At 64.2% G+C, this 22,908-nt stretch carries 25 protein-coding genes; 14 read left to right on the top strand and 11 right to left on the bottom strand.

The genetic code is table 11. The features are described from left to right. Positions 1 to 42: 42 nt before the first annotated feature. Entirely contained in the window at positions 43 to 3,906 is a 3,864-nt protein-coding gene (locus OB905_09375; GenBank protein ID MCU4926191.1) for a malectin domain-containing carbohydrate-binding protein, read from the bottom strand. Positions 3,907 to 4,218: 312 nt separating this feature from the next. Beyond that, entirely contained in the window at positions 4,219 to 5,415 is a 1,197-nt protein-coding gene (locus tag OB905_09370; protein ID MCU4926190.1) for a sugar phosphate isomerase/epimerase, read from the bottom strand. A 176-nt stretch (positions 5,416 to 5,591) separates the two neighbouring features. On the opposite strand from OB905_09370, the gene OB905_09365 reads away from it, so the two are divergent. After that, a complete protein-coding gene (locus tag OB905_09365; protein ID MCU4926189.1) occupies positions 5,592 to 6,968 on the top strand; it encodes an ATP-binding protein in 1,377 nt (458 codons plus the stop codon). On the opposite strand, the gene OB905_09360 is transcribed toward OB905_09365, so the two are convergent. After that, positions 6,944 to 7,219: a hypothetical protein gene (locus OB905_09360; protein ID MCU4926188.1), complete on the bottom strand. Its 276-nt coding sequence runs from the start codon at positions 7,217 to 7,219 to the stop codon at positions 6,944 to 6,946. The genes OB905_09365 and OB905_09360 overlap by 25 nt on opposite strands. Positions 7,220 to 7,284: 65 nt before the next feature. Then, a complete protein-coding gene (locus OB905_09355) occupies positions 7,285 to 8,070 on the bottom strand; it encodes a methyltransferase domain-containing protein (protein MCU4926187.1) in 786 nt (261 codons plus the stop codon). Between the two features lie 188 nt (positions 8,071 to 8,258). On the opposite strand from OB905_09355, the gene OB905_09350 reads away from it, so the two are divergent. After that, entirely contained in the window at positions 8,259 to 9,083 is an 825-nt protein-coding gene (locus OB905_09350) for an MBL fold metallo-hydrolase (protein ID MCU4926186.1), read from the top strand. Between the two features lie 36 nt (positions 9,084 to 9,119). On the opposite strand, the gene OB905_09345 is transcribed toward OB905_09350, so the two are convergent. Further along, the gene (locus OB905_09345; GenBank protein MCU4926185.1) at positions 9,120 to 10,127 is read right to left on the bottom strand and encodes a DUF5787 family protein; all 1,008 of its coding nucleotides are present in this window, start codon (positions 10,125 to 10,127) and stop codon (positions 9,120 to 9,122) included. A 236-nt stretch (positions 10,128 to 10,363) separates the two neighbouring features. Here OB905_09345 and OB905_09340 point away from each other — a divergent pair, with 236 nt between their 5' ends. The 7 genes from OB905_09340 to OB905_09310 all read left to right on the top strand — a co-directional run bounded on the left by OB905_09340 (position 10,364) and on the right by OB905_09310 (position 14,890). Beyond that, positions 10,364 to 11,596 (top strand): translation initiation factor IF-2 subunit gamma, encoded by a 1,233-nt coding sequence (locus OB905_09340; protein ID MCU4926184.1) that lies wholly within the window; start codon positions 10,364 to 10,366, stop codon positions 11,594 to 11,596. An 11-nt stretch (positions 11,597 to 11,607) separates the two neighbouring features. Then, the gene (locus OB905_09335) at positions 11,608 to 11,994 is read left to right on the top strand and encodes a DUF188 domain-containing protein (GenBank protein ID MCU4926183.1); all 387 of its coding nucleotides are present in this window, start codon (positions 11,608 to 11,610) and stop codon (positions 11,992 to 11,994) included. Beyond that, positions 11,995 to 12,567 (top strand): DNA-directed RNA polymerase, encoded by a 573-nt coding sequence (locus OB905_09330; GenBank protein ID MCU4926182.1) that lies wholly within the window; start codon positions 11,995 to 11,997, stop codon positions 12,565 to 12,567. Between the two features lie 2 nt (positions 12,568 to 12,569). Next, positions 12,570 to 12,767 (top strand): DNA-directed RNA polymerase, subunit E'', encoded by a 198-nt coding sequence (locus OB905_09325; protein MCU4926181.1) that lies wholly within the window; start codon positions 12,570 to 12,572, stop codon positions 12,765 to 12,767. 28 nt (positions 12,768 to 12,795) lie between these two features. Beyond that, positions 12,796 to 13,383 carry a GTP-dependent dephospho-CoA kinase family protein gene (locus tag OB905_09320; protein ID MCU4926180.1) on the top strand — a complete coding sequence of 196 codons (588 nt, stop codon included), beginning with the start codon at positions 12,796 to 12,798 and terminating at the stop codon, positions 13,381 to 13,383. Positions 13,384 to 13,458: 75 nt separating this feature from the next. After that, positions 13,459 to 13,668, top strand: coding sequence for a hypothetical protein (locus OB905_09315; GenBank protein ID MCU4926179.1), 210 nt, complete (start codon positions 13,459 to 13,461; stop codon positions 13,666 to 13,668). A 136-nt stretch (positions 13,669 to 13,804) separates the two neighbouring features. After that, positions 13,805 to 14,890, top strand: a complete 1,086-nt coding sequence (locus tag OB905_09310) for a geranylgeranyl reductase family protein (GenBank protein MCU4926178.1) — start codon at positions 13,805 to 13,807, stop codon at positions 14,888 to 14,890. A 40-nt stretch (positions 14,891 to 14,930) separates the two neighbouring features. Here OB905_09310 and OB905_09305 read toward each other — a convergent pair whose 3' ends face one another. From OB905_09305 to OB905_09285, 5 genes are all read right to left on the bottom strand, one after another. Then, positions 14,931 to 15,548 (bottom strand): hypothetical protein, encoded by a 618-nt coding sequence (locus OB905_09305; GenBank protein ID MCU4926177.1) that lies wholly within the window; start codon positions 15,546 to 15,548, stop codon positions 14,931 to 14,933. Positions 15,549 to 15,633: 85 nt separating this feature from the next. Continuing rightward, entirely contained in the window at positions 15,634 to 16,047 is a 414-nt protein-coding gene (locus OB905_09300; protein MCU4926176.1) for a hypothetical protein, read from the bottom strand. A 119-nt stretch (positions 16,048 to 16,166) separates the two neighbouring features. Further along, positions 16,167 to 16,808 carry a hypothetical protein gene (locus OB905_09295; GenBank protein MCU4926175.1) on the bottom strand — a complete coding sequence of 214 codons (642 nt, stop codon included), beginning with the start codon at positions 16,806 to 16,808 and terminating at the stop codon, positions 16,167 to 16,169. 63 nt (positions 16,809 to 16,871) lie between these two features. Then, positions 16,872 to 17,993, bottom strand: coding sequence for an aminomethyltransferase family protein (locus tag OB905_09290; protein ID MCU4926174.1), 1,122 nt, complete (start codon positions 17,991 to 17,993; stop codon positions 16,872 to 16,874). Positions 17,994 to 18,036: 43 nt separating this feature from the next. Beyond that, complete coding sequence (locus tag OB905_09285; GenBank protein ID MCU4926173.1) at positions 18,037 to 18,333, bottom strand: DUF6432 family protein; 297 nt, start codon at positions 18,331 to 18,333, stop codon at positions 18,037 to 18,039. A 109-nt stretch (positions 18,334 to 18,442) separates the two neighbouring features. Between OB905_09285 and OB905_09280 the strand changes: the two genes are divergently transcribed. The 5 genes from OB905_09280 to OB905_09260 all read left to right on the top strand — a co-directional run bounded on the left by OB905_09280 (position 18,443) and on the right by OB905_09260 (position 21,826). Then, positions 18,443 to 19,366 carry a hypothetical protein gene (locus tag OB905_09280; GenBank protein ID MCU4926172.1) on the top strand — a complete coding sequence of 308 codons (924 nt, stop codon included), beginning with the start codon at positions 18,443 to 18,445 and terminating at the stop codon, positions 19,364 to 19,366. A gap of 69 nt (positions 19,367 to 19,435) precedes the next feature. Beyond that, complete coding sequence (locus OB905_09275; GenBank protein ID MCU4926171.1) at positions 19,436 to 19,819, top strand: DUF5611 family protein; 384 nt, start codon at positions 19,436 to 19,438, stop codon at positions 19,817 to 19,819. Between the two features lie 65 nt (positions 19,820 to 19,884). After that, positions 19,885 to 20,163: a hypothetical protein gene (locus OB905_09270; GenBank protein MCU4926170.1), complete on the top strand. Its 279-nt coding sequence runs from the start codon at positions 19,885 to 19,887 to the stop codon at positions 20,161 to 20,163. Positions 20,164 to 20,228: 65 nt separating this feature from the next. Beyond that, positions 20,229 to 20,360 carry a hypothetical protein gene (locus OB905_09265; protein ID MCU4926169.1) on the top strand — a complete coding sequence of 44 codons (132 nt, stop codon included), beginning with the start codon at positions 20,229 to 20,231 and terminating at the stop codon, positions 20,358 to 20,360. Next, positions 20,357 to 21,826 carry an MATE family efflux transporter gene (locus OB905_09260; protein ID MCU4926168.1) on the top strand — a complete coding sequence of 490 codons (1,470 nt, stop codon included), beginning with the start codon at positions 20,357 to 20,359 and terminating at the stop codon, positions 21,824 to 21,826. Before OB905_09265 ends, OB905_09260 begins: the two co-directional genes overlap by 4 nt. A 14-nt stretch (positions 21,827 to 21,840) precedes the next feature. Here OB905_09260 and OB905_09255 read toward each other — a convergent pair whose 3' ends face one another. Next, on the bottom strand, positions 21,841 to 22,752 hold the full coding sequence (locus OB905_09255) for a hypothetical protein (GenBank protein ID MCU4926167.1): 912 nt from the start codon (positions 22,750 to 22,752) through the stop codon (positions 21,841 to 21,843). Positions 22,753 to 22,908 lie beyond the last annotated feature (156 nt).

Here is a 22,908-nt window from a genome sequence, read left to right as displayed (position 1 = left end):
GAAAAGAGATGAGTGTCGCTTACGCCGTCGTTTCTTCGGTGCTTACTCGAGCTTTTCGACGTCGTCGTAGCCGTAGACGATGTGCTCGGCACCTGCGTCTTTGGCGGCCGCGACGATCTCCGCGTCGTCGGTGTCGGCCGAGAGCCCGGACATGTCGAGTGCGTCGAGCTGACCGCCCAGTTCGTCGAGCTCTTCTATGAGCGCGATCACGTCGAGATCCCCTTCGAGGGCTGCTGCGACGTCGAGTTGTAGTTTGACGTCGCCCTCGAGGTGGTCGACGAGCAGTTCGTAGCCTGCCGTACCGTCGATTTCTTCGAACGAGTCGTCCGAGAGGTAGTAGCCGAACTCGAGGCCGAGCTCCGCCAGCTCGGCTTCCAGTTCGGATAAGTCCTCGGCGAACTGTGCGATCGAGTCGGGGTCGGACCAGACCTCGGGGCTCTCGAAGGCCTCGACGATCATCGGCTGACCGAACTCGACCAGCAACTCGACGATCGCGTCGAGGTCCGCGTCGAGCGCATCCATGCTCACGTAGACGGCGCGCATGTCGAGACCGAGTTCCTCGATTGCCGCCGCGAGATCGGCGATCACCGGCTCGAGTTCGGTGTCGAACTCGACTAACAGCTCCTCGATGGCGACGAGGTACGGCTCGACAGAGTCGACGTCGCCGTCGGCGAAGTCGCTGAGCAGTTCCTCGAAGTCCATGTCGAGGAGCATCTCGATGAACTCGTCTTCGACGTCGAGTTCCTCGAGCAGCTCCACCAGATCGATGTCGAGTCGGTCGAGGAGTTCGAGCAGTTCCTCGATATCGTCGATCTCGTCGTCGTCCTCGAACAGCTCATCGAGGTCGAGGAAGTCGTAGGTCGGGAAGTGGATCGATGGATCCGGATCGACGTCGTCAGCCTCGCGAATCTCGATTCCCGAGATCGACGTCGCGTCCTCGTGAGTCGTCGTGTCGATCTGTAGCGAGCCGTCTGTCACTTCGACCTCTTCGACGGTGTGGGTGACGGCGGTGTTCATCCCACCAGCTTCGGCGTAGATGTCGAACTCCGAAAGGACTTCCTCGCCCTGCACGGCGACGTCGAAGACGCGGTCGCCTTCGGCGTCCTGGGTCTGCTCGGAGAAGTGCAGCGTCACGTCGTAGACGCCGTCTTCGATGGTGAAGTCGAAGCTGACGTCGGGCCCCCAGAACTCGGTCTGGTAGAGCGCGTCGTACTCCGTCTCGCCAATCTCCGCGTCGGTTCCGGCGGAGCCGGCGGGCGGACTGAACCAGTCTTCGTCGTTGAACCAGTGGTCCTCGTCGTGGGTTACGTGCACGTGCTCGATGTCCGACGCGTCCGCTTCTCCGGGGAACTCGAGGCCGTCGATGACGACCGGCACATCGGAGTTTGCATCTACGTCGTGATCGTCGGGGTAGCCGCCGGCGCTGAATCCGTACGGCGCGGTGATCGCGTCTGGCCCTTCGCCTTCCATGTAGAGGCTGGCGATCTCGCCATCGCCGAGTGGCCGGTCGTAGAGGCGAATCTCGGAGAGGTCGCCTTCGAACCAGTCGGCGACGTCGGACTTCGACCCGATTGCGAGGTCCATGTCGGACGGCTCGGATTCGGTGACATCCTCGATTCGGCCTTCGAGTTCGCCGTCGACGTGGACCGTCGACTCGTCTTCTGACGGACCGTGTCGGTAGACGACGTGGTGCCACTCGCCATCGTCGATGGCGGTCTCGGCGGTGATGTCTCCGTCTACGCCTGTATCGTCGTGGGCGTCGAGGCGTGGGATCGCCGTGTCGTCCAGAGTACCACACCAGTACGAGCCGTCCTTCCCGACGAGCGCCGACCAGAAGCCGGACTCATCGGTCCGAGCCCACACGGAGACGGTGAACTCACTCGGGTCGATCTCGTCGTCGTCGGGGATCATGACCGTCGACCCTTCCTCGCCGTCGAACGTGGCGCCGGCGCCGGTCGGGGAGGTCACGCCGGGGCTTACGCCGCCCTGGATCGTGCCGTCGTGGCCGTTTCCGGTCTGGTCGATGACGGTGTCGTCGTCAACGCCATCAGTGTCGAACGACCAGTGGCCGACAGCGTCGTCCGGAACCTCACCGTCGAACTCTCGAATCTCGATGCCACTGAACTTCGAGTTGTCGTCTAAGGTCTCGGAGGCGACCGTGAGGACGTTATTGGTCACTTCGACCGGCACCGCGACTTCGGTCGTCGCGACGTTGATGCCGACCTCGGCGGCGATCGCGTACTCCGAGAGCACCTCGTCGTCTTGTACGGAGACGTTGAACAGTCGGGCGTCTCCAGTGAGCGCGTCGTTCGTCTCGGCGAAGTGAAGCGTCACTTCGTAGACGCCGTTCTCGATGAAGACGTCGTAGCTCAGGTCCCCGCCGTGGTGCTCGGTCTGGTAGAGAAGATCGTGGTCGGTACCCTCGACCGGCTCGTCCGAGGTGAACGTGCCGACGGCGGTTCCGGTCGCGCTTGCGTCCGGGTTGCCGTAGGCGGTGACGACATCTGACTCCTCGACGTTCGTGAACTCGAGCCCGTCGATTTCGACGCTCTCGTCGACGTCTTCACCACCGGAGTCGATGCCGAACGGTGCCGCGGCGAGATCTTCAGCTGGTCGAATCTCGACTCCGTTGAACAGCGTGTTGTCTTCGTGGGTTTCGGATTCGATGGTGATCCAGCCGTCTGTCGCTGCGACAGTGAACGTCTGGGGCGCGGCGATATACGCGCCGCCGGCTTCCGCGTGGGGATCGAACTCCGAGAGGACCTCCTCCCCGTTGATCGAGACGTCGAAGACGCGTGAGCCGTCGCCGCCCTCTCCACTTCCACCGTCCTCACCGAACCAGGTTTCTGCGAAATGAAGCGTGACGTCGTAGACGCCCTCGCCGACCGGAACATCGTAGCCGAGGTCTCCACCCCAGTGCTCGGTCAGATAGATGTCGTCGTGGTCGGTGTTTTCGACGTCGGCCGGGTCGCGTGCGGCAGAGTTCAGGCCTCCAAGAACGGTGACCGAGTCCGGAATCTCGTCGTCGAAGACGAGGTCGTCGACTTCGACGGGATCGAAGTCCCCGTCTTCGTTACCGCTGTTGAGTCCCCACGGTGCGCCGAGCGGTTCGACGACGACGACGTCGATACTCGTGGTGAAGCTGTCGTCGCTGCCTGCCGCACTATACGATTCCTCGACGGAGAGTTCGTATTCGCCCTCGGCGTCGCCAGGAATCGAAATCTCCCACTCGACCTCCTGAGAGTCGCCCGATGCGAGATCGAAGCTCGTGCCGCTTTCAGATTCGAGTTCCCACCCATCAGGAAGAGACCCGGATAATTCTCCGGATTCGACACCGACGTCGAGCGTGTTTTCGACCGTTCCCGATACTGTGTTCGCCCCTGGCAGAACGGTAATCTCGTCCGCGTCGAACGAGAACAGAGAGACGAGATCGACGCCCTCGACGGTCAGCGTCGCGGAGGCGCTGTCGTCGTCGCTGCTAACCTCGTACTCGTAGTCGTCCGGAGAGAGATCGGCCGTCTCGATCTCGTCGAAGGTGACGCTCTCGTCTTCGCCCTCGCCGAGCGTTACTTCGACGGAATCGTGTTCGTCACCGTCGACCGTCAGCGCGATCGCCTGCGTGTCTTCTTCCTCGCCCGCGTTCGTTATCGTGGCGCTTACCTCGACCGTCTCGCCGACGGTGACGCTCGTTTCACCAGGAGCCAGATCGCTGATCTGAAACTCGGCGTCTTCGGTCGGTGTTGGTTCCGTATCGTCATCCTCGCCGTTGGGATCGTCGTCCCCGTCACCGATACAGCCGGCAGTAATTCCAGCGACTCCTGTTGCCCCAACGCCCTGAAGAAATCGCCGACGATGTTCGTTTAAAGTATCATTTATCTTACCACGGCCCTTGTGTTCCGAAGACATACGTGTGAATCAGCGACACAGCACGTATATAATTAACGGTGGCATTTACTGCAGTGTATAATTCCCGGTATGATGGCATTACAGGCCGGAGTGACCGCGTCAATACATGTTTACTATCGGCGGGTCTCTCTTGATAGTACTATTTCTGGGAATTATACTTTATAATGTGTATTCTACCAGTCACACCCATCACTGACTCTCGCGTACTGTTTCCATCGCCTGTTACGCTGTGATTCCTCCGTGTGATTTCCAGCCAGCGATCGCATTCCTCGAGAAGAGTGCGTGTTCTGTCGACAATTCCGTCGGGCGCGCTCAGAGACTCTGGAGGTACTCGGCTCCGAACTCGAGAGACTCGAGAGGTTCAGGAGCGTTGTCGTACTCGTAGACGAGGTAGTCGACGCCGGCAACTTCTCTGGCAGCGTCGGCGACACCCTGCATGTCGACGGCACCCTCGCCGATCTCGACGAAGTCACCGTCCTCGGTCATGTCTTTCATGTGAATCGACTTGATCTTCTCGGGGTAGCGCTCGATTACCGCAACCGGATCGGCGCCGCCGACGACCACCCAGCCCACGTCTAGTTGCAGGTGGACGTTCTCGTTGACGTGTTCGGCGAAAACGTCGTAGGCGATCTCCCCGTCGTCGAGCTCAACGAACTCGAAGTCGTGGTTGTGATACCCAAACTGGAGGCCACGCTCTTCCATCTCGTCGGCAACGTCGTTGACTCGCTCGGCGAACTCGATCACGTCGTCTCGCGAATCCCAGACGCCCTGATAGTAGGGCTCGATGAGCGCGATTTCGCCGAAGTCGCCGTAAATATCTGCCATCCCGCCTGGATCGTCTTCGACCTCATCGATGTTGATGTGCGAACTCCCGAGTCGAAGTCCGGTTTCGTCGAGTGCCTCCTGAACGTCGTCGACGTCGCCGAGATTTCCTGGACCGCCGAAGGGTTCGATCGCGTCGTACTCGTGGTCGCCCGATTCGTAGATCAGTTCGACGGTGTCTAACCCGGCACCGTTGTACGAGAAGAACTGCGTCGAAATATCCGTCTGTTCGACGGTCAGCATCGCGCTCTGGCTGTCGTCGTCGGTCGTGATTTCGTACTCGTACTCGCCCTCGTCGAAGTCGATCGTTCCGACCGTGAACGCGACCTCGTCGTCGTCGCCGCCCCCGAGTTCCACCTCGTCGTCGTCGACCTCGTCACCGTCGACCAGGAGGGACACGGTCTGGACGTCTTCCTCGTCACCGGTGTTCTCGATCGTCGCACTCACGTCGACGGACTCGCCGATGGTCACCGTCTCGTCCCCCGGTTCGAGGGAATCTACCTCGAAGTTGGCTGGGGCACCGTTTCCGTTTTCACTGTCGTCACCGGTATCATCGCCGTCGTCGTCACCGTTGTCGTCGCCGAGACAACCGGCAGTAAGTCCGGTGAGTCCGGCCGCGCCGATTCCTTGCAGGAACCGTCGTCGATAGTTACGAACGCGATTCTCATCCGTGTGTTCCGAAGACATACATGTTATTCAGATGTACTGTGTATATAACTACCTATATATGCCCTCTCCTTCCGTCGAGAAACGCCATCGGTACCGCTTTCCCACGGTGGCCGCACTGGCACCCCACTCCCGTCCACAACGCCATGCAGATCATGACGACGGCGTTAAGAGCGTGTGGCGAAAAGGGGAGGTGAATGAGTACTGCGGCGCTCGACGTCGTCGAATTTCTCCTCACGACGAGCGTGTATTCCGACGATCGGTCCTTAGACGAGAACGACTTGCCACCCGAGATCAGAAAGGTGTTCTGGGCCGGCGACGGCGGGGACGGTAGCCGGCGGGCAGGCATTTCACGCCCCCTCTCGGCGACTACCACCACGACCCGCCAAGCTACCGGCGTCGACGACCCCTGGAGTGCCGTCTCGGATCTGATGTTTACCGACCGAGACGACTTCTCCGGGGCGATCTCGCTCACCCAGCGGGAGTTGGCCGAACAGTGGTTTGCCGACCGTGCCGACGACGAGCGCCTGCTCGCGAACCCCACGCTGGCAAAGCACTTTGCCGACGACGGCGCCTTCGACGTCGACTACGAGGCGGCACGAGAGCAGAATCGACCGATTCAGGCCGACCGAATCTGGATCGACGGGCTGCTCGCGGAGTACTTCGACGACGAGGAGGACGAAGAGATGCTCGATCTGGTCGATGTCAGGGCGCCAGAGGAAGTCGACATCACCCTCGACGATCTCGTCCTCACCGAGGATCAAGAAGCCGAGATCGACAAGATCGCGAAAGCGATCGAACACCGCGACTACCTCGCGGACATCGGGCTGCGCGAGATCGGGAAGCTGCTGTTCGTCGGCCCACCCGGAACCGGGAAGACCTCGACGGCCCAGGCGCTGGCTCGCGACATGGACCTCCCGTTCGTCGAGGTCAAGCTCTCGATGATCACTTCCCAGTATCTGGGCGAAACCGCGAAGAACGTCGACAAGACCTTCGAGGTTGCAAAGCGTCTCTCGCCGTGTATCCTCTTTATCGACGAGTTCGACTTCGTCGCGAAGACTCGCCGGAGCGACGAACACGCTGCCCTGAAACGAGCCGTCAACACCCTCCTCAAGGCCGTCGACAACATCTCGCTCATCCAGGACGACGTTCTGCTGATCGGCGCGACAAACCACCCCGATCAGCTGGATGCCGCCGCCTGGCGGCGCTTCGACGAGATCATCAACTTTCCCAAGCCCGACTACGGGATGCGCTCTGACATCCTGCGGGTCATCACTCGGACGATGGACATCGACGAGTTCGACCCCGACGTCGTCGCAGAGGCGACAAGCGGGCTCACCGGCAGCGATCTTCGGATGGTTCTTCGAGAGGCAGTGCTCGAGGCCCTGACAGAGAACCGTCGGACGCTCACTCAGCAGGACCTCCTCGACGCCGTCGCCGAGTTCGAGGAGCGAGACAACTTAAAGAACATGGATATGATCGAAGGCGACCACGACGCCCTCGTCGCTGGCGGCGACATCAGTGGCGCGAGCAGCGGTGACTCACACGATCACTCGCACGACCACGACCACTGAGCGGATAGCCGACTCGACTCTCTCGTCTGTCTACCGGCCCTACTCTCCGTCGGACTGTTGGCCACCGTGCCAAGCGGATCGGCGATCTCCTCGCCGGCGTGCAGGAAGCGAGGTGGGCCAGGATGGTGTGAGCCGTCCGCCTGGGAGGTGAGTGGGGCGATCGTCTCTTCGTTCTCCGCGTCGCCCGACGCGATTCCAGCTGTACCCGCTGCCAGGGCGCTCAGCGTTGCGACGAACGTTCGTCGTTGCATTGGCGACTCTCACGATCCCAGTCCCTTAATGGTCAGCTTCGTCACGTTTCCTGTCTCCCGATCCGTCACTGCGTTCTCTCCCGCGTCGGAACCGCGATGACGCGAATCCGACGGTTCGGGGTCATCCACGCGCCGTTCCGGTACCACTCCTCGCGCAACCGATCCTCGACGTCGGCGATGACTGCTTCCCGCTCGGCCGCTGGAACGGTCGCCAGTAACCGATCCTCGAACAGTTCGAGCCAGTTTCGCAATCCGTCCTCTCCTCCCTCTAGCTCGATGATCCGGTCGAACAATGACGCGTGGCGAACCTCGAACCCCGCAGCCTCGAGCCGGGTGCTGTACGCCCCGACTGTCGGGAGATACCACGGCGCGTCGACGTCGTACCCGCGCTCGCGACACGCCTCGCCGACGGCATCGACCACGTTCGCAGCACTGCCGGCGTCGAGAAACTCCGCGACGAATCGCCCTGTCGGGGCCAGCAACTCCCGCATGGAGGCGAGGACCGCGTCGTGTTCACTCTCTGGCACCCAGTGTAGTGCCCCCTCCGAGAACACGGCGTCGACGGTCTGCTCGTAGCGAAACGAGAGTTCGTCGACCCTAATGAACCGCCCCTCGGGGCAGGTCCGCCTGGCCTCCTCGATGAGTTCTTTGGAGACGTCAAAGCCCAGGACGGTCGCGCCGGCGTCGACGATCTTGCGCGAGTTCCGCCCGGCGCCACAGCCCAGATCGAGCACGCGCTCGCCCGAACTCGGGTCGAGCACGGAGACGGGGTCGGCCTCGGGGTCGGCGGCCAGCGCGCGGTCGACTCCGCAGTTGCCTCTCGCCCCGCGGGCCGGATATCGTCCGTTCATGGCCGGCGGTTTGCCGACCGGCTACTAAGCCGCTTCCGATCGCCGTCTCGGAGCCGCGCGAACAGCACCCTTTTCGATCCCCCGCCCGATACCGAACGCATGGCCGTGGACCAGACCGCGTTCGACGTCGTAGACGAACACCGCCGCGTCCGTCCGTCGAGACGGGCCCCCGACGCCGATCCCTGACGATGCGCGTCACCCTGCTCGGGACGGGCGACACGACCGGAACGCCGACCGTCGGCTGTGACTGTGAGACCTGCGAGGGCGCCCGCGAGCGCGGCGTCGAGCGAACTCGCTTCTCGGTTCACGTCGAGAACGACCGAACTGACGAGTCGCTCCTGATCGACTTCAGCCCCGACTTTCGCACGCAGTTCCTCCGGGAGAACGTCCCGACCCCTGACGCCGGAATTGTGACTCACGTCCACTTCGATCATCTAGACGGGCTCGGCAACGTCTTTCGGATCTGTGACGCCCTCGACGTCTACGCGGCCGACGAGACCGATCCCATCACCGGACAGAGCGTCGCCGAGACGGTGGCGACTGACTACGACTATCTCGATGCACTAACCGTCCACCCCACGACGCCCCTCGAACCGACCCGGATCTGCGGATTCGACGTGACGCTGGTTCCGGTCGATCACCCGCCACTTTGCTGTTATGGGCTCGCCGTTTCCGATCCCGAGACAGGTGCGAAGCTCTCGCTCACCGGCGATACGAGCTACAACGTCCCGGCGGCGTCTCGGACGGCACTGGCCGACCCCGACCTGCTGCTGGCAGACGCCATCGTTCCGGCTCACCTCTGTGATCGCCACTTTTTGGGCGGTCGCCACGAGGACGAAACGGGCGTTCCGCGGACCTTCGGCACAAAACACATGACTCGCGAGGGCGCGCTCGCGCTCGCCGAGGAGGTAGACGCCGACCGGACGCGACTCGTCCACGTCGCCCACTACTATCCGGCTGACGAGGCGTTCGAGGAGCCGCTGGCCGTCGACGGCGAGCAGTATCTCCTGTGATTCCGTACCGACTGATTCCCCGGTCGACCCCATGCGCTACCCGAACCGATCCAGCCCCGACTGCTCTCGCTGTTTCCCGGCAGGATTCTGTCGCCACGGCGTCCGCCGGTCGCGCTCTGCCTCGAGATCGATCTCGGGTGCTGGCTCGGGCTCGTATCCCGGACACGACGGACCACACTCGGAACTCGCGTCGACGATCCGTCCGTTCCACCGGCAGTGGGGTAGCGTCGCGCGATCGCCACCCGAGCTACCGTTCCCGGCGTCACCGGTCGGTTCGCAGGCCCCACAGTCCGGGAATGCGTACGTCCGCCACCCTTTCCCGTAGGCCCGCTCGGCGAGCCGCCGTCGGGCGCGGGCCTTTCGGGCGGGCGAGATGACGTCGATCTCGGTCCGGCCCGGGTGGGAGGCGATGGGCTCGATACCCGGGTTCTCTGGCGAGAGCAGGGTCGGCTCGCGGATCACGTCGATCTCGACGCCGGCAGCTGGTGTCTCCTCTCGGTGGACGCGCCAGACGCCGACCGCGTCCGGGATCCGGTTCAGGTGGGCGCGGGTGACGTAGCTCTCGGTCGCAAGAACGATTTCGTCGACCAGTCCGAGACTCGCGTCCGTACGGAGCTGGGCCTCCAGATCACCTGGTCGCCCCAGATCGGGCTTGTTCTCGATGCCGACGATACGCCCGTACCAGTCGGGGTAGCGCGCGACCTGCCTCACGTAGTCGCGTCCGTTTCGACGCTCGCGCTCGAAGAAGCCGATTTCGACGGCGCGCTCGACCGCACCCCGGGCGCGTTCGGGGTGGCAGTCGAAGGCCGCTTTCCAGTAGCGGGCGGTTCCCGGACCGACGGCCGACTCGATCGCCGCGTCGGGGATCGTCTCGCTCGTCAGCGCCAGTCGGTCTTCGAACTCCGGGCCGGGCTCGACGGAGACCACGTCGAGAATCCGCCCGCCCGGCTGGGCGACGCTCGCGCCGAGCTGGCGCGCGAGGATGCCCTCCCGCTGACTCTCGAGGTGGGCACACAGCTCCAGTTCGAACGCGAACTCCGACACGGACGACGACAGGGTCGGTGGCGCCAAAAGCGGTCCGATCGCGGTGGTCGAGTCTGACTCTCGATCGCGTCGGTGTCCGTCTGCGGGCCGAAGCCGAGTCGGTCAGCGACGAGCCGACCGTTCGGAATCCCTGAGAACCACCGACACGGGGCGGTTTCGCGGACCGAAACCGCCCCCAGAACAGTAGGTTTATCAATCGCACGGCGGAAGCCATACGCAAGATTACGTACCGTCTTATGGCAGGAAATCAACAACCGGAGGTGAACATCGGACTCGTCGGTCACGTCGACCACGGCAAGACGACGCTGGTGCAAGCACTCAGCGGCTCGTGGACCGACCAGCACTCCGAGGAGATGAAACGCGGGATCTCCATCAGGCTGGGCTACGCCGACGCGACGTTCCGTCGCTGTCCCGGCGTGGACGAACCCGAATGTTACACCGTCGAGGAGGAGTGTCCGGACGGCTCGGAAAGCGAGCCGCTGCGGACCGTCTCGTTCGTCGACGCCCCGGGTCACGAGACCCTGATGGCGACGATGCTCTCTGGAGCCTCGCTGATGGACGGCGCCGTGCTCGTCGTGAGCGCCAACGAGCCCGTCCCCCAGCCCCAGACCGAAGAGCACCTGATGGCACTCGATATCATCGGGATCGAGAACATCGTCATCGCCCAGAACAAAGTCGACCTCGTCGATCCCGAAACCGCTCGCAACAACTACGAGCAGATCCAGGAGTTCGTCGAGGGCACCGTCGCCGAGGACGCCCCTGTCGTCCCCGTCTCGGCCGGCCAGGAGGTCAACTTGGACCTGCTGATCAACGCCATCGAGGAGGAGATTCCAACGCCCGAGCGCGACCCCGACGCCGAACCGCGGATGCACGTCGCCCGGAGCTTCGACATCAACAAGCCCGGCACCTCGGCTGCAGATCTGGCCGGCGGCGTGTTAGGCGGCAGTCTCGTCCAGGGCCAACTTGACGTCGACGACGAGATCGAGGTCAAACCCGGCAGACAGATAGAGGAGGGCGGCCAGACCGAGTTCGTCCCGATCGAGACGACGATCCGCTCGCTGCAGGCCGGCGGCCAGTCCGCAGACACCGTCACGCCGGGTGGCCTGCTCGGCGTCGGCACCGGACTGGATCCGGCGCTGACCAAAGGCGACGCCTTGGCCGGCCGGATCGCCGGTCCGCCGGGATCGCTCCCGCAGACCTGGGAGTCCTTTACGATGAGCGTCGACCTCCTAGAGCGTGTCGTTGGGATGGACGGCGGCGAGACGATCGACGAGATCAGCACCGGCGAACCGCTGATGATGACCGTCGGCACGTCGACGACCGTCGGCGCGGTCACCAGCGCCCGAAGCGGGGAGTGTGAGGTAACACTCAAACGCCCCGTCTGTGCCGAACCCGGTGCAAAGATCGCGATCAACCGCCGGATCGGCGCTCGATGGCGGCTGATCGGTCTCGGCACGCTTCAGGAGTAACGGGTCGACGAATGACGACGCGGGTCGCCCTCGACACGAGCGCGCTGATGATGCCGGTCGAACTCGACGTGCGACTGTTCGACGAACTCGATCGGCTCTGTGGCGCGTTCGAGTCGGTGACGCCCCAGTCCGTCGTCGAAGAACTCCGGCGGCTCTCTGAGAAGGGCGGCACGGAGGGAACTGCGGCCACCGTCGGCCACGATCTGGCGACCGATCGCTGTCTCGTGGTCGATACGGAGGAATCGTACGCCGACGACGCGCTGGTCGAACTCGCCCGTGAGGGCCTGGTCGACTACGTCGTCACGAACGATCGCCCGCTGTGTGACCGGGTGCTCGAAACGGGCAGACCGGTAATTGCATTACGCGGGAGAAACAAGCTAGCGATCACTCAACCATAGATGTACAAACGGGTCAGATTGAAAGACACGGTGGAAGTACCGCCGGAGGAGCTCGGCGACGTCTCGCCGGCGTTAGTCAAGCGGCTTCTCCAGGACAAACTCGAGGGACGAATGGACGAGGATATCGGCAGTGTGGTCTCCGTGACGGAGGTCCACGACATCGGTCAGGGGACGGTACTCCCCAACCGACCGGGGGTCTACTACGAGGCGGAGTTCGACGCGCTCACGTTCGATCCCCAGATGCAGGAGGTCGTCGACGGAACGATCGTCGAGGTCGTCGAGTTCGGCGCCTTCGTCGGAATCGGCCCCGTTGACGGACTGTTGCACGTCTCGCAGATCTCCGACGAGTACCTCTCGTTCGACCGCGAAAATCAGCGTCTGGCCTCGAACGAGTCCGACAAGGCCCTCGGCGTCGACGACGCCGTTCGCGCCCGTATCGTCACGAAGAGCATCGACGAACGCAACCCACGCGACTCGAAGATCGGCCTCACGGCCAAACAGCCCGGCCTCGGCAAGCACGGCTGGCTGCGCGAGGAGCGCGGAGAGCCCGAAGAAGCGGCTGCGGGTGAGTAATCGTGGCGTCGAACCGCATCGTCTGTCGAGAGTGCCACCGAGTCAACGACGCCGACGCCGAGACCTGCGAGAGCTGTGCCTCTTCGTCGCTGACCGAGGACTGGGCGGGCTACGTCATCATCGCCCACCCCGAAGAGAGCGAGATCGCGACCGAGATGCAGGTCGAAGAGCCCGGTGCGTACGCACTCAAAGTCCGATAACGGCTCCGTGACCCGAGACGACCCGAGTGTGCCCGACGACGACGACACACCTTCTGACAGTCGGTTCGAGTCTGCCGAGCCGACGCTTCGCCTTCCGGTCGATCTCAGAGCCGATCTCAAAGAGCCGATGGGACCGGTCGAAACCGATGCCGAAGCCGTACTGGCCCGCGTCGAGGGGCCACTGATCGCCGTCGGCGACGTCGTCACCTACCACTTCTTGCAGGCTGGCGTCACTCCCGACGTCGCACTTGTCGACGGCCGAACCGAGCGCAGCGCGGTCGACGACGCCGTCGAGCGCGTCGTCACCGACGGCGTCTCTCGCGAGGTGGACAATCCCCCTGGCGTCATCACCGCCTCGCTCGTCCGCGCGATCCGCGACGCGCTCGCGGCCGACGAGCCTACCACGATCTTCGTCGACGGCGAGGAGGATCTCGCCGCGCTCCCGGCGATCGTCCTCGCGTCCGAGGGCGCGACCGTCGTCTACGGCCAACCCGGCGAGGGGATGGTCCACGTTCGCGTCGACGACGCCGCCCGTGACTCGGTTCGAACCCTGCTCGGCCGGTTCGAACGAGCCGACGAACCGGGAGCCGTGATCGCTTCGCTCCTTGACCGCTGATCGCGCTGTACCCGACGTGAACTGCCTGCTTCGTGCAAGCAGACCGTTTACCCGAAGCTACGGCTGAATACGTCCATGAACGTTCCGACGGACCGCGTGCTCTTGATGCTGATCGTCGCGACCGGCTTCGCCGTCGTCGGCGGGGGCTGGGCCGCCAGTCTCGTCCACGCCGAAGCGACGGGAACCGAAGAGTTACTCTTTCGCGTGGGTATCGGCGCCGTCTTCTTCGCAATCCTGCTTGGCTTCTGGTACGTGTTCGCCGGCATCGATCGGGAACCAGCCTGATTCGTTTGCTGTATCTGCCTTGCTATCCGTCGGCTCCCATCCCTTCGGCGAATCTTGGCCGGCTATCGCAACCCCCGTGTTTCAGGCGAACGGACAGTCGGGAAGCCCTTTATTCTCTCGTGTGGATGAGCCGAGTATGTACGATTTCGTCGTCGTCGGCGTCGGTCCGCCGGGGGCGAGATTCGCCCGACGGGCGGCCGAAGCCGGATACGACGTGCTCGCTCTCGAGAAGGGGCGGATCGGCGATCCGCTGGCCTGCTCGGGCCACGTCAGTACCGACCTCTGGGAGTTTACCGGCGAAGGCGCTCGTGACGAGTTGCTCCAGAACGAGGTCTATGGGGCGCGATTTCACGTCGGCGGACCCGACAGCCCGGGCTATCCCTTCTACCGTCGCGAGCCCGTCTCGAACGTCGTCGACCGCGTGGGGCTCGATCGGCACCTCGCCGATCTCGCCCGCGAGGCTGGTGCCGACGTCCGCGAACGCCACACCGTCACCGATGTCACGGAGACGCGAGACGCAGTCGAGATCGAGGCGAAAGGACCCGACGCCTCCCATCAGTTCCGGGCGAAGATGGTCGCCGGCTGCGATGGTCCGCGCTCTCGGGTCCGTGAGGCCCTCTCGCTTCCCGAACCCGACGAACTCCTCCACGGCGTCCTCGCCTTTTCCGAGGAAGACGACCACGCGGACTTCGTCGACGTCCACCTCACCGCACCCCGCTTTTTCGCCTGGCGAATCCCCCGCGGCGAGGCGGGCGTCGAGTACGGGCTCGCGGCGCCGCCCGGGGTCCAGGTCACCAAACACTTCCGGGAACTCGTCGACGGCTACGAGGTCGACGTCTCTCACCGGTGTTCGGGAGCGATTCCGATCGGGCCGCCAGACCGCGTCACGACGCGTCGGGGCTTCCTGCTTGGCGACGCCGCAGCCCAGACGAAACCGTTTACGGGCGGCGGGATCCTCTACGCGATGACCTGTGCCGACCACGCCGTCGCCCAGATCGATCCGGATCGACCGGCGACGCTCGCAGCCTACGAACACGCCTGGCGCGAGGACTTAGCACGCGACCAGCGGTTGGGACACCTGATCCGCCGGGCGTACTCCCTTCCGGCGCCGGTCCAGCACCTCGGTCTTCGGGTGCTCTCGGGCGAGATCGGCGTCCATATGGATCGGCCGACGTCGCTGCTCTCCCGTGAGCACCTTCGGGCGGTGCTCTCGCCGTCTTGAGCTTCTTCGCCAATCCGAGTCTCGCTCCACAGTCTACCGCTTACTCCCAGTCGTCTATCGTCGAGGACTGCGGCGGTGAGGTATCGGGCCCAACCTCGTGCCAGACTGCCTGTCCCTCGGCGAGCATCGCCCCGATTCCCAGCGAGCCGAGAGCGAACCCGATCCCGTACCCGACGTAGGGGGCTGCAACGGTGACGACCGACAGCAGCGCCGCGACGACGAGCGCCCCCGTCCATCCACGGACCAGCGCGCGACCGACTGCGAGCCCGGCCAGCACCGTCCCGAACGCGGTCGCGACGACGAACGCGAGAAACACCGGCAAGAGAACCGGAATCGCGACGATCAGAAGCAACTGTATGGAGAGCGATACCCAGACGGTTCCGGCCGCAAACACCACGACGACCGCCCCGACGCTGACCGATCGCCCCGGCTCCGCGGCAATTCGGTCGGTAACTCGCTTCGTGTACGCCTGTCGCTTCCAGAGCAACAGAGCGCCGAGAAACACGGTCAGTGCGGCGGCGGCAACCGCACTCTTGAGTCCCCCTCCGACCGGCCACGACGCCTCAACCGGGACGTACTGAGAGGCCAGCCCGAGCCCCGGGACGAGCGCGAGCGGAGCGACGGCCGGAAGCACGGCTCGGTCCCGTGGTCGACTCATACCCCAGATCGATCTCTCGGCCGGCATTACCCTGTCGGAATCGCCTCCGGGCCGAACCCGAATCCGTGCTGGTGGGAGAACGCGTTCACCCGTCGCCGCCTTGGGCCGCCAGTCCGACCTGCCCGTAGACGACTCCCGCCGGATCGACCACCCGCTCGCCGTCGACGGCCGTCGAATTCAACAGCAACAGCGCGTCGTCTGGCATTCGGTCTGCGACCCGCGTCTCGTGGCCCAACTCTGCCTCGACGTCGTCGACCCCGTCGACGTCCTCGGTCTCGAACAGCAGTTCGGCGTTCGCTCGCGAGATGACGAGCACCGAGCGCTCGTCGTCGTCGACTTTCGCCTCAAACGTCTCGCTCAGTCGCCGGAGTGCGTCCGGATCGATCGCCTTGAACGATCGGCACGTGACGGCGTCAGCGTCTTCTTCCGTTTGCTCTTCGACCTGCGCGCGAACGCGGGCCGACAGCTCTCCGAGATCCGTCTGCGAGTCAATTCCCATACCGGGCCGTCGGTCGCGGGCTCCGTAACGCTGTGGCCGGACGCTTCCGGCCGGTGTCTCCGTTCTTGTTTCGAGCCTCGTGCCGTGAAGATCTGATGGATACCAATTGGTAGAGCCCCTCACTTGAACCACGAGGGGTCGGCGTCACAGATGGCTAATGTCGTCCATACCGTCCTCTCTACCGCGCCGTCCTCACCAAATATGACGTCCTGGACGGAGCCGTTGCAGTCGACGTTTGACTCACTCACCTCCGTCGACGGATACGCCGTCTCTGGGAAGTCGATCAGATACTCATTTTTCGCCCTGAACAAGATCGTCTGTGAGTCCTCCGCGGAGACGCTTATTTCGTCCTCGTAGATGGCTTTGCCACCCTGAATCCGTATCTCCATCGTCGTCTCGAGTGAGACGTCCGACTCCGCTCCCAGCACCACCCGGTGGCTCCCCTCTGAGGACCCGACCTGCACGATCCCGGAGGGCTTTCGCCAGGCTTGGACATCCTCGGCGGCTGTCGCCGACTCCGCCGACTCGTCGCTCTCACCGTCGTCCGCGTCAGTTGGCTCCGTGTCAGCCGGCTCCGCGTCCGTTTCGGCCGTCTGCCCGTCGTCGCTATCAGTGTCACCTCCCTCATCCGCACGTGCTTCCTCGGGGCTTGCGGCATCGTTACCGCCGGTGCCCGAGGTCTCCGAATCCCACGTTCCGAGGCAGCCGGCGAGTGTTGTCGTGGCCGCCCCGACTGCGATGATTGCCTTTCGTCGATTCATGACAGCCAGTTATTTTTTTTGTATAAATGCTTTCTGTACGGTCTGTTCTGTAGCGCGATGACCTCAGTCCGCGTACTCCGGCAGCCGACCGGATCGCTCGGATCCCTCGACGAACGGCAGTTCGGTCCGGGTCGCGGGCAGCTCTTTACCACCGACGCGAACCGAGAGTGCCTCGCTCTCGAGGCCGTACTCGACGAGTGCGAGCGCGATCGACTGGCCGAGCATCGGACTGTGAATCGCCCGCGTCACCTCGCCGACGACGCTGTCGCCGTCGAAGACGGCCGCGCCGGCGTCGGGGACGGCGTCTCCGTCGTCCGCATCCGTTTCAGTACTGGTTTCGAGCGCGAGCCCGACCAGCCGCGAACTCGGCTGCCCGCGATTTTCCACGCGGGAGACGACCTCCTGGCCCACGAAACAGCCCTTCTCGAAGTCGACGGCGGCGCGCAGCCCGAGGACGTTCGGGATGCGCCCCTCGAGTTCGGACTCGAACAGCGGTGTGCCGGCCTCGAGACAGAGATCCTCCCAGGTCCGGTAGCCGAGGGGCGCGGCGTTCATTCCCTGATTCAGGAGGACGCCGTAGACCGCCTCGGCGTCGTCGGCGCCACAGACGATCTCGTACCCCTCCTCGCCGGTCGGCGCGTCGGTTCGGATCACGGTCACGCCTGCGTCGTCGAGTCCTCCACGGACGAAGCCGTACCGCTCGTCGGGAGTTCCCGGTCCGGTGAGGACGCTCGCGACCTTCTCGGTCGCGTTAGGCCCGTGGACGCCGAAAACGGCGTACTCGTCGGTCGCGGCCTGGATCTCGACGTCCTGGATGAACACCTTCTCGGCCCAGTCGGCGGCCAGCTCGTCGGCACGTCCGGGTGGCGTGAACAGGAGCAGGCGCTCGCCGGCGTTGTAGACGAACAGATCGAGTTCGATACCGCCCTGGGGGTCACAGAGGAGCGCGTAACAGCCCGCGCCGTCCGCGTCGGGAACGCGGTTCGAGACGACGTTGTCGACGTACTCGACGCGGTCGTCGCCCTCGACGACCACGACGCCGTAGGTCATTTCGAGCAGGCCGACGCCGTTGCGCACCGCTCGGTGGGCCCGTTCCGGCCGACCGTAGTGTGCGACGACTCGCCGCCCGCCGCATTCCTCGAACGACGCGCCGTGATCTGCGTGTACCGACTCGATGACGCTCATGCTCGAACGGAGGCGCCTCACCCCCACAGGCGTTTCGATCGCCTCAAAACGGCATTCGACGACGCAGCCACTCACTTAGCGTTTCGTCTGTCTCCGGCTCGGGCTCGTCGGGGATGACCCGGTCGGCCGGTTTGATAAGGGTCTCGTTGGTCGCGGTATCGACGACGATCAGCCCATCGTCTTTGAGCGCCGCCAGAGCGTCCTCTAGCTCGTCGATCTCGACTTCGACGGCTGCACGGAGTTCGAGGACGGTCATCCCCTCTTCGACGCGATTGACGAGCTCGTCCAGAACCGCGACCTGCGGTTTTTCCCGGTCCCGGTACTCCGGCTTCGCTCTCATCCGTCCCTCTCTTCGTGAGCCTGGGATTTGACACTTGCCGTTCCAGCAGGGGTGTCGCCCGACGGACAGTACGTTTTTATGGTGGGACTCGGTACGGTCGGACGATACAATGGTCCTGCGATGTTCGCTGCTCGGCCACGAGTACGGCGAACCCCACGTCGATCGCGATCGCGAGGAACGGGGCAGCGAGGTCGTCGTCACCGTCCAGGAGTACGAGGAGTGCTCTCGCTGTGGCGACAGACACGTCATAAGCGAGAACACCGAAGTGACGCGGTTGGCCACGGCAGACGCCGAATCGGACGCCGATACCGCCGACGGCGGCGCTGATACAGCTGGTGTCGAAGACGGCGCGCCGGACGCTGTCGCCGATGGCTCAGACGCGGTCACCGAAACCGAACGTCCTCCTTCGACGCCCGATCCGAGCGACGCAGTCGACGACGAGACGCTCGCGTCGGCGGACGATCCCCCCGCTCGAGAGCACGGCGAGTGGCCCGACTCCTCCGACGTCGGACCGCCCGTCGGTGCCGACGCAGATCCCGCCGCCTGGCCCGACGATGATGGTGATGATGGTACCGAGGCCGATCCGGCGGGTGAGGAGCTATCCTTCTCCGAACCGGCCGAGGTGTCCGCGGCTGACGCGGACGGCCCCGAGGAGGACGACGGGATTATTCTCGAAGACTCGTCCGGATCGTCCGGTGCCCCCGCCGGCTCCGGAATCGACGCCGCGGCTTCCGACGACGCTGACGCGACGCCCGACGACATCGTCGATGCGTCCGAAACGCCGCCCGCGGCCGACCGAGACGCACCGCTCTCGAATGCGGACGAGGACGCCTCTATCACGGGAATCGAGAGCGCTGGCGCCGCACCTGCACCTGGCCAGGGCGGTCCGGCCGACGGCGTCGCTACCGAGTTCTTCTGTCCGCGCTGTGAGTTTCGAGCCGACGGCGACCGCGGTTCACTTCGCACTGGAGACATCTGCCCGGACTGTCGGAAGGGCTACCTGAGCGAGCGCGAATACGAGCCCGGACGCTGACCCGTCCGGACGCCACACGGGCTGCGTGGTATGAAAAGAGGTAAACGGTCCCCCGTGTTTCACCAATTCATGAAGGAGTACAAGATGCGACGTGGCGAGTACCTCGAGGAGCGAATCCCCGACCTAGAAGCCACCGTCGAGGAGTACTTCGGGCCGATTTCGGAAACGGAAGAGTTCAAGGGAAGCGATCTGTTCGTCATCGCCGAGCCCGACAACCCCGTCTTCGAGCGTATCGTCGTCGGCGCCGTCGAGTACTCCGGGAAGAAAGACAAGCTCGCCGTCGAGTTCCACGAACGCGATCCGACCGAGCTCGGACCCGACGAACTCGAGGCCGCCGGCGAGGCCGTCTCGGCGAAAAACGAGTTCCTCCTCGAAGCGACGGGTCGCGACGCAAAGTCCCGACGTGACTCGCTGAAACGGACCGTCGAAGACGACCCCGACCACGACTTCTAACCGCTCGCTGTCCGCTCGGTTCGAGCGGGCACAGACGGAAGTGCCACCAGCCCGTAGCAGACGCCGTGTCGCTCGATCCCGATCAGCTCGAAGAACGCTTGCGTGCCGAGTTCGGTGGCTCTCGTGGCGCCTCTCGAGTCGTCGCCCGGCAGGCGCGGACGCTCGCTGACGCGGGGCGATACGAGCGCGACACCGGCGTCGAGTTGACGTCAGCGATCGTCATCGAGGAGTTGGCTGACGCGCCGGACGGGGCGCCACCGGAGCGATGGAACTGGTGGCTCGGCGCCCTCGAAATTGCCTACGGCGGCTACGAGGAGTTTAGCGTCAGACGCTACCGACGGTAGCGATCATCTCCACCGTTGGTCTGAATCAGAACCCATTTCACGCCTCCTGACCAACTGGTCAGCTAGTGACCGTCCTCCGCGTTCGCCTCTCGATTGCTGGGACGATCGACGCCGCTCGTCGCTCGATCGCCCGCGGTTGCCGTCCACACGATCACGCCGAGCCGGCGGCCTCGACCGCGACGAGAGGGGTCGAATGACCGAGGGAACGGACCGATCAGTCAACGTCACCGACGGCGCTTTGTTCAAGCCACTCGTCGTCCTCTCTGCGCCGATCGTCTTCTCACAGCTGCTGCAGGTGGCGTACAACCTCGCTGACACCTACTGGGTCGGCCGGCTGGGAAGTGACGCGGTCGCCGCACTGTCGTACTCGTGGGCGATCGTCTTCCTGATGGTCAGCGTCGGCGGGGGTCTCACGGTCGCCGGCACGGTGCTCGTCTCCCAGCACAAGGGTGCGGGGGACTTCCGACGATCGCACCACGTTGCCGGCCAGACCGTCTCGTTCGTCACAATCGTCGGCGCGGTCTTTGGCGCCCTCGGGTTCGTCCTCTCGCCGTGGCTGATGCAACTCGTCGGTGCGGAGCCCGGAACCGACGCCTACGCCTACGCCGTCTCCTACACGCGGATCATCTTCGTCAGCGTCGGCTTCATGTTCTGGTTTTTCATCTTCGACGCGCTCTCGCGAGGCTGGGGTGACACCCGAACACCCCTCTATCTGATGGCGGGGAGCGCGACGCTCAACGTCGTTCTCGACCCCTTTCTGATTCTGGGCTTTACTGACAACCCGGTGTTCGCCTGGATCGGCGCGACCGGTTTCGAGTCGACGCTGTACGCCGCGACCGGCTTCGAGGGCTTCGGCGTCGAGGGGGCGGCGATCGCGACTGTCATCTCGCGTGGGCTCGCCGCCGTCGCCGGCATGTACCTGCTGTTTACCGGACGCGTCGGGCTCGAACCGTCGCTCTCGGATCTGTGGCTCAAAGGCGAAACCCTCCGGAAGATCATCGATATCGGCGCCCCGATCGCAACCGAACAGGGCCTGCGGTCGTTCGGGATCACCGTCATGACCGCACTGATTGCCCTCGCCGGCACGGAGGCGGTCGCCGCTTACGGCATCGTCAACCGCCTCTCCTCGCTTATGTTCTTGCCGGCGCTCGGGCTCGCCCGCGGGACGGAGACCGTCGTCGGCCAGAATTTGGGCGCCGACCAGCTCGACCGCGCCAGACGCGCCATCAAACTGAGTTCGATCGTCGTCGTCGGCGTCTTCGTGGCCATCGTCGCGCTTGTCTACCCGTTTGCAGAGCCGATTACGGCCGTCTTCATCGAAGGCGAGGAGTCTGCACAGGTCGTCGAGTACGGTGCGGCCTACATCCTCATCGCTGGCCCCTCCTACGTCTTCCTCGGGGTGTTCCAGGTCTTACTGGGCGGGATTCGAGGAAGCGGTTCCACTCGTGCCGCCATGTTGCTGGCGACCCAGGAGCTGTGGCTCTATCGCATCCCACTCGCCGCGGTCGCGATCATCGTCATAGACGCCGGGCTCATCGGTGTCTGGTACGCGGTGGCGATCTCCTACGTCCTCTCGGCGATCGTCACGGCGGCCTGGTTCCTCCGTGGGACCTGGACCGAGAGCGTCGTCGACGAGACGCCCGCCGTTCCCGCCGACGACTGACGGCGCGCTCTTCGTTACTGGATCTCGAACGACCAGTCGCCGACCGCCTCGACGCCGATCCAGGCGGTCGCGTCGAACTCCACTTCAGTCTCTCCCTCGAACGGCCCTTCCTCCTCGAAGACAACAGTCGCGTCGTCGGGTTCCGTGCCCGCCTCGTCGTAACAGACCAGCTCGAAGGGGCCGTTGCCCTCGTAGCTCGCGGCGACCGTCACCGTGCCGTCGATTTCGACGGGTCCCATTACGTCCGGTTCGGTTCCACTTGCCTCGACTGGAATCTCGTGGATCGCCTCAGCGGGCGCGTTGGGCTGGGCGGTGGCGAGCGTCCAGTAGCTGTTGCCTGAAATGTCCGTTTCGACGGTTACCGAATGGATCCCCGCTGTCGCCAGAACCGCCGACGCCCCCTCGACATCGCCGAAGAACGGGCCGGCTTCGCCTACCTCTCTGCCGTCCGCATCGAGTACGCTGAACGCGAACTCGTTGCCGACTCCGTGGTCGAAGATCATGACCGCGAGTCCATCGTCGAACTCGACTCCGTCGATCGTTGTGCTCCGTCCGTAGGTTCCGAGCGTCGTTGCGTTCGGATCGTATCGATCCGCTACTGATTGGATCGACACGAGTTCGGTCGGTTCCGCTTCCCCTCCGTTTTCGTCACCATTTCCGTCGCCGTTCTCGCTTTCATCTTCTTCACCGTCGCCGTTCTCGCTTTCCTCATCCTCGCCGTTTTCACTTTTCTCTTCCTCACCGTGTTCGTCACCACCTTCGTCGCCGGTCCCCTCATCGCTTTCGTCGTCTTCCGATTCGTTCTGGACACCGTCCTCGTCGTCTCCGCTGTCGCTGTCGTCACCCGCCTCGTCAAGCGTCGAACAGCCGGCGAGGGCCGAGACACCCGCCACACCCATCACCGAAAGGTAGTGCCGCCGTTTCACGGTACGGCTACTTCCACGCCGGACATGAATGTTCCGCTGGATTACGCGAGCAGCGACCGCTCTCGATTGACTCGCCCGGAACCGGCCGCGACGGCCGCTCCGCTATCGGCACGCGCGTTCGTGCCTCACTCGTTCGAGGGAAACACGGATTGTACT

Source organism: Halobacteria archaeon AArc-dxtr1, from assembly GCA_025517425.1.
In the GTDB taxonomy this organism is placed as follows: Archaea; Halobacteriota; Halobacteria; order Halobacteriales; family Natrialbaceae; genus Halostagnicola.
Note: the sequence above shows the minus strand (reverse complement) of the source record. Positions and strands in the feature narration are given on the sequence as shown.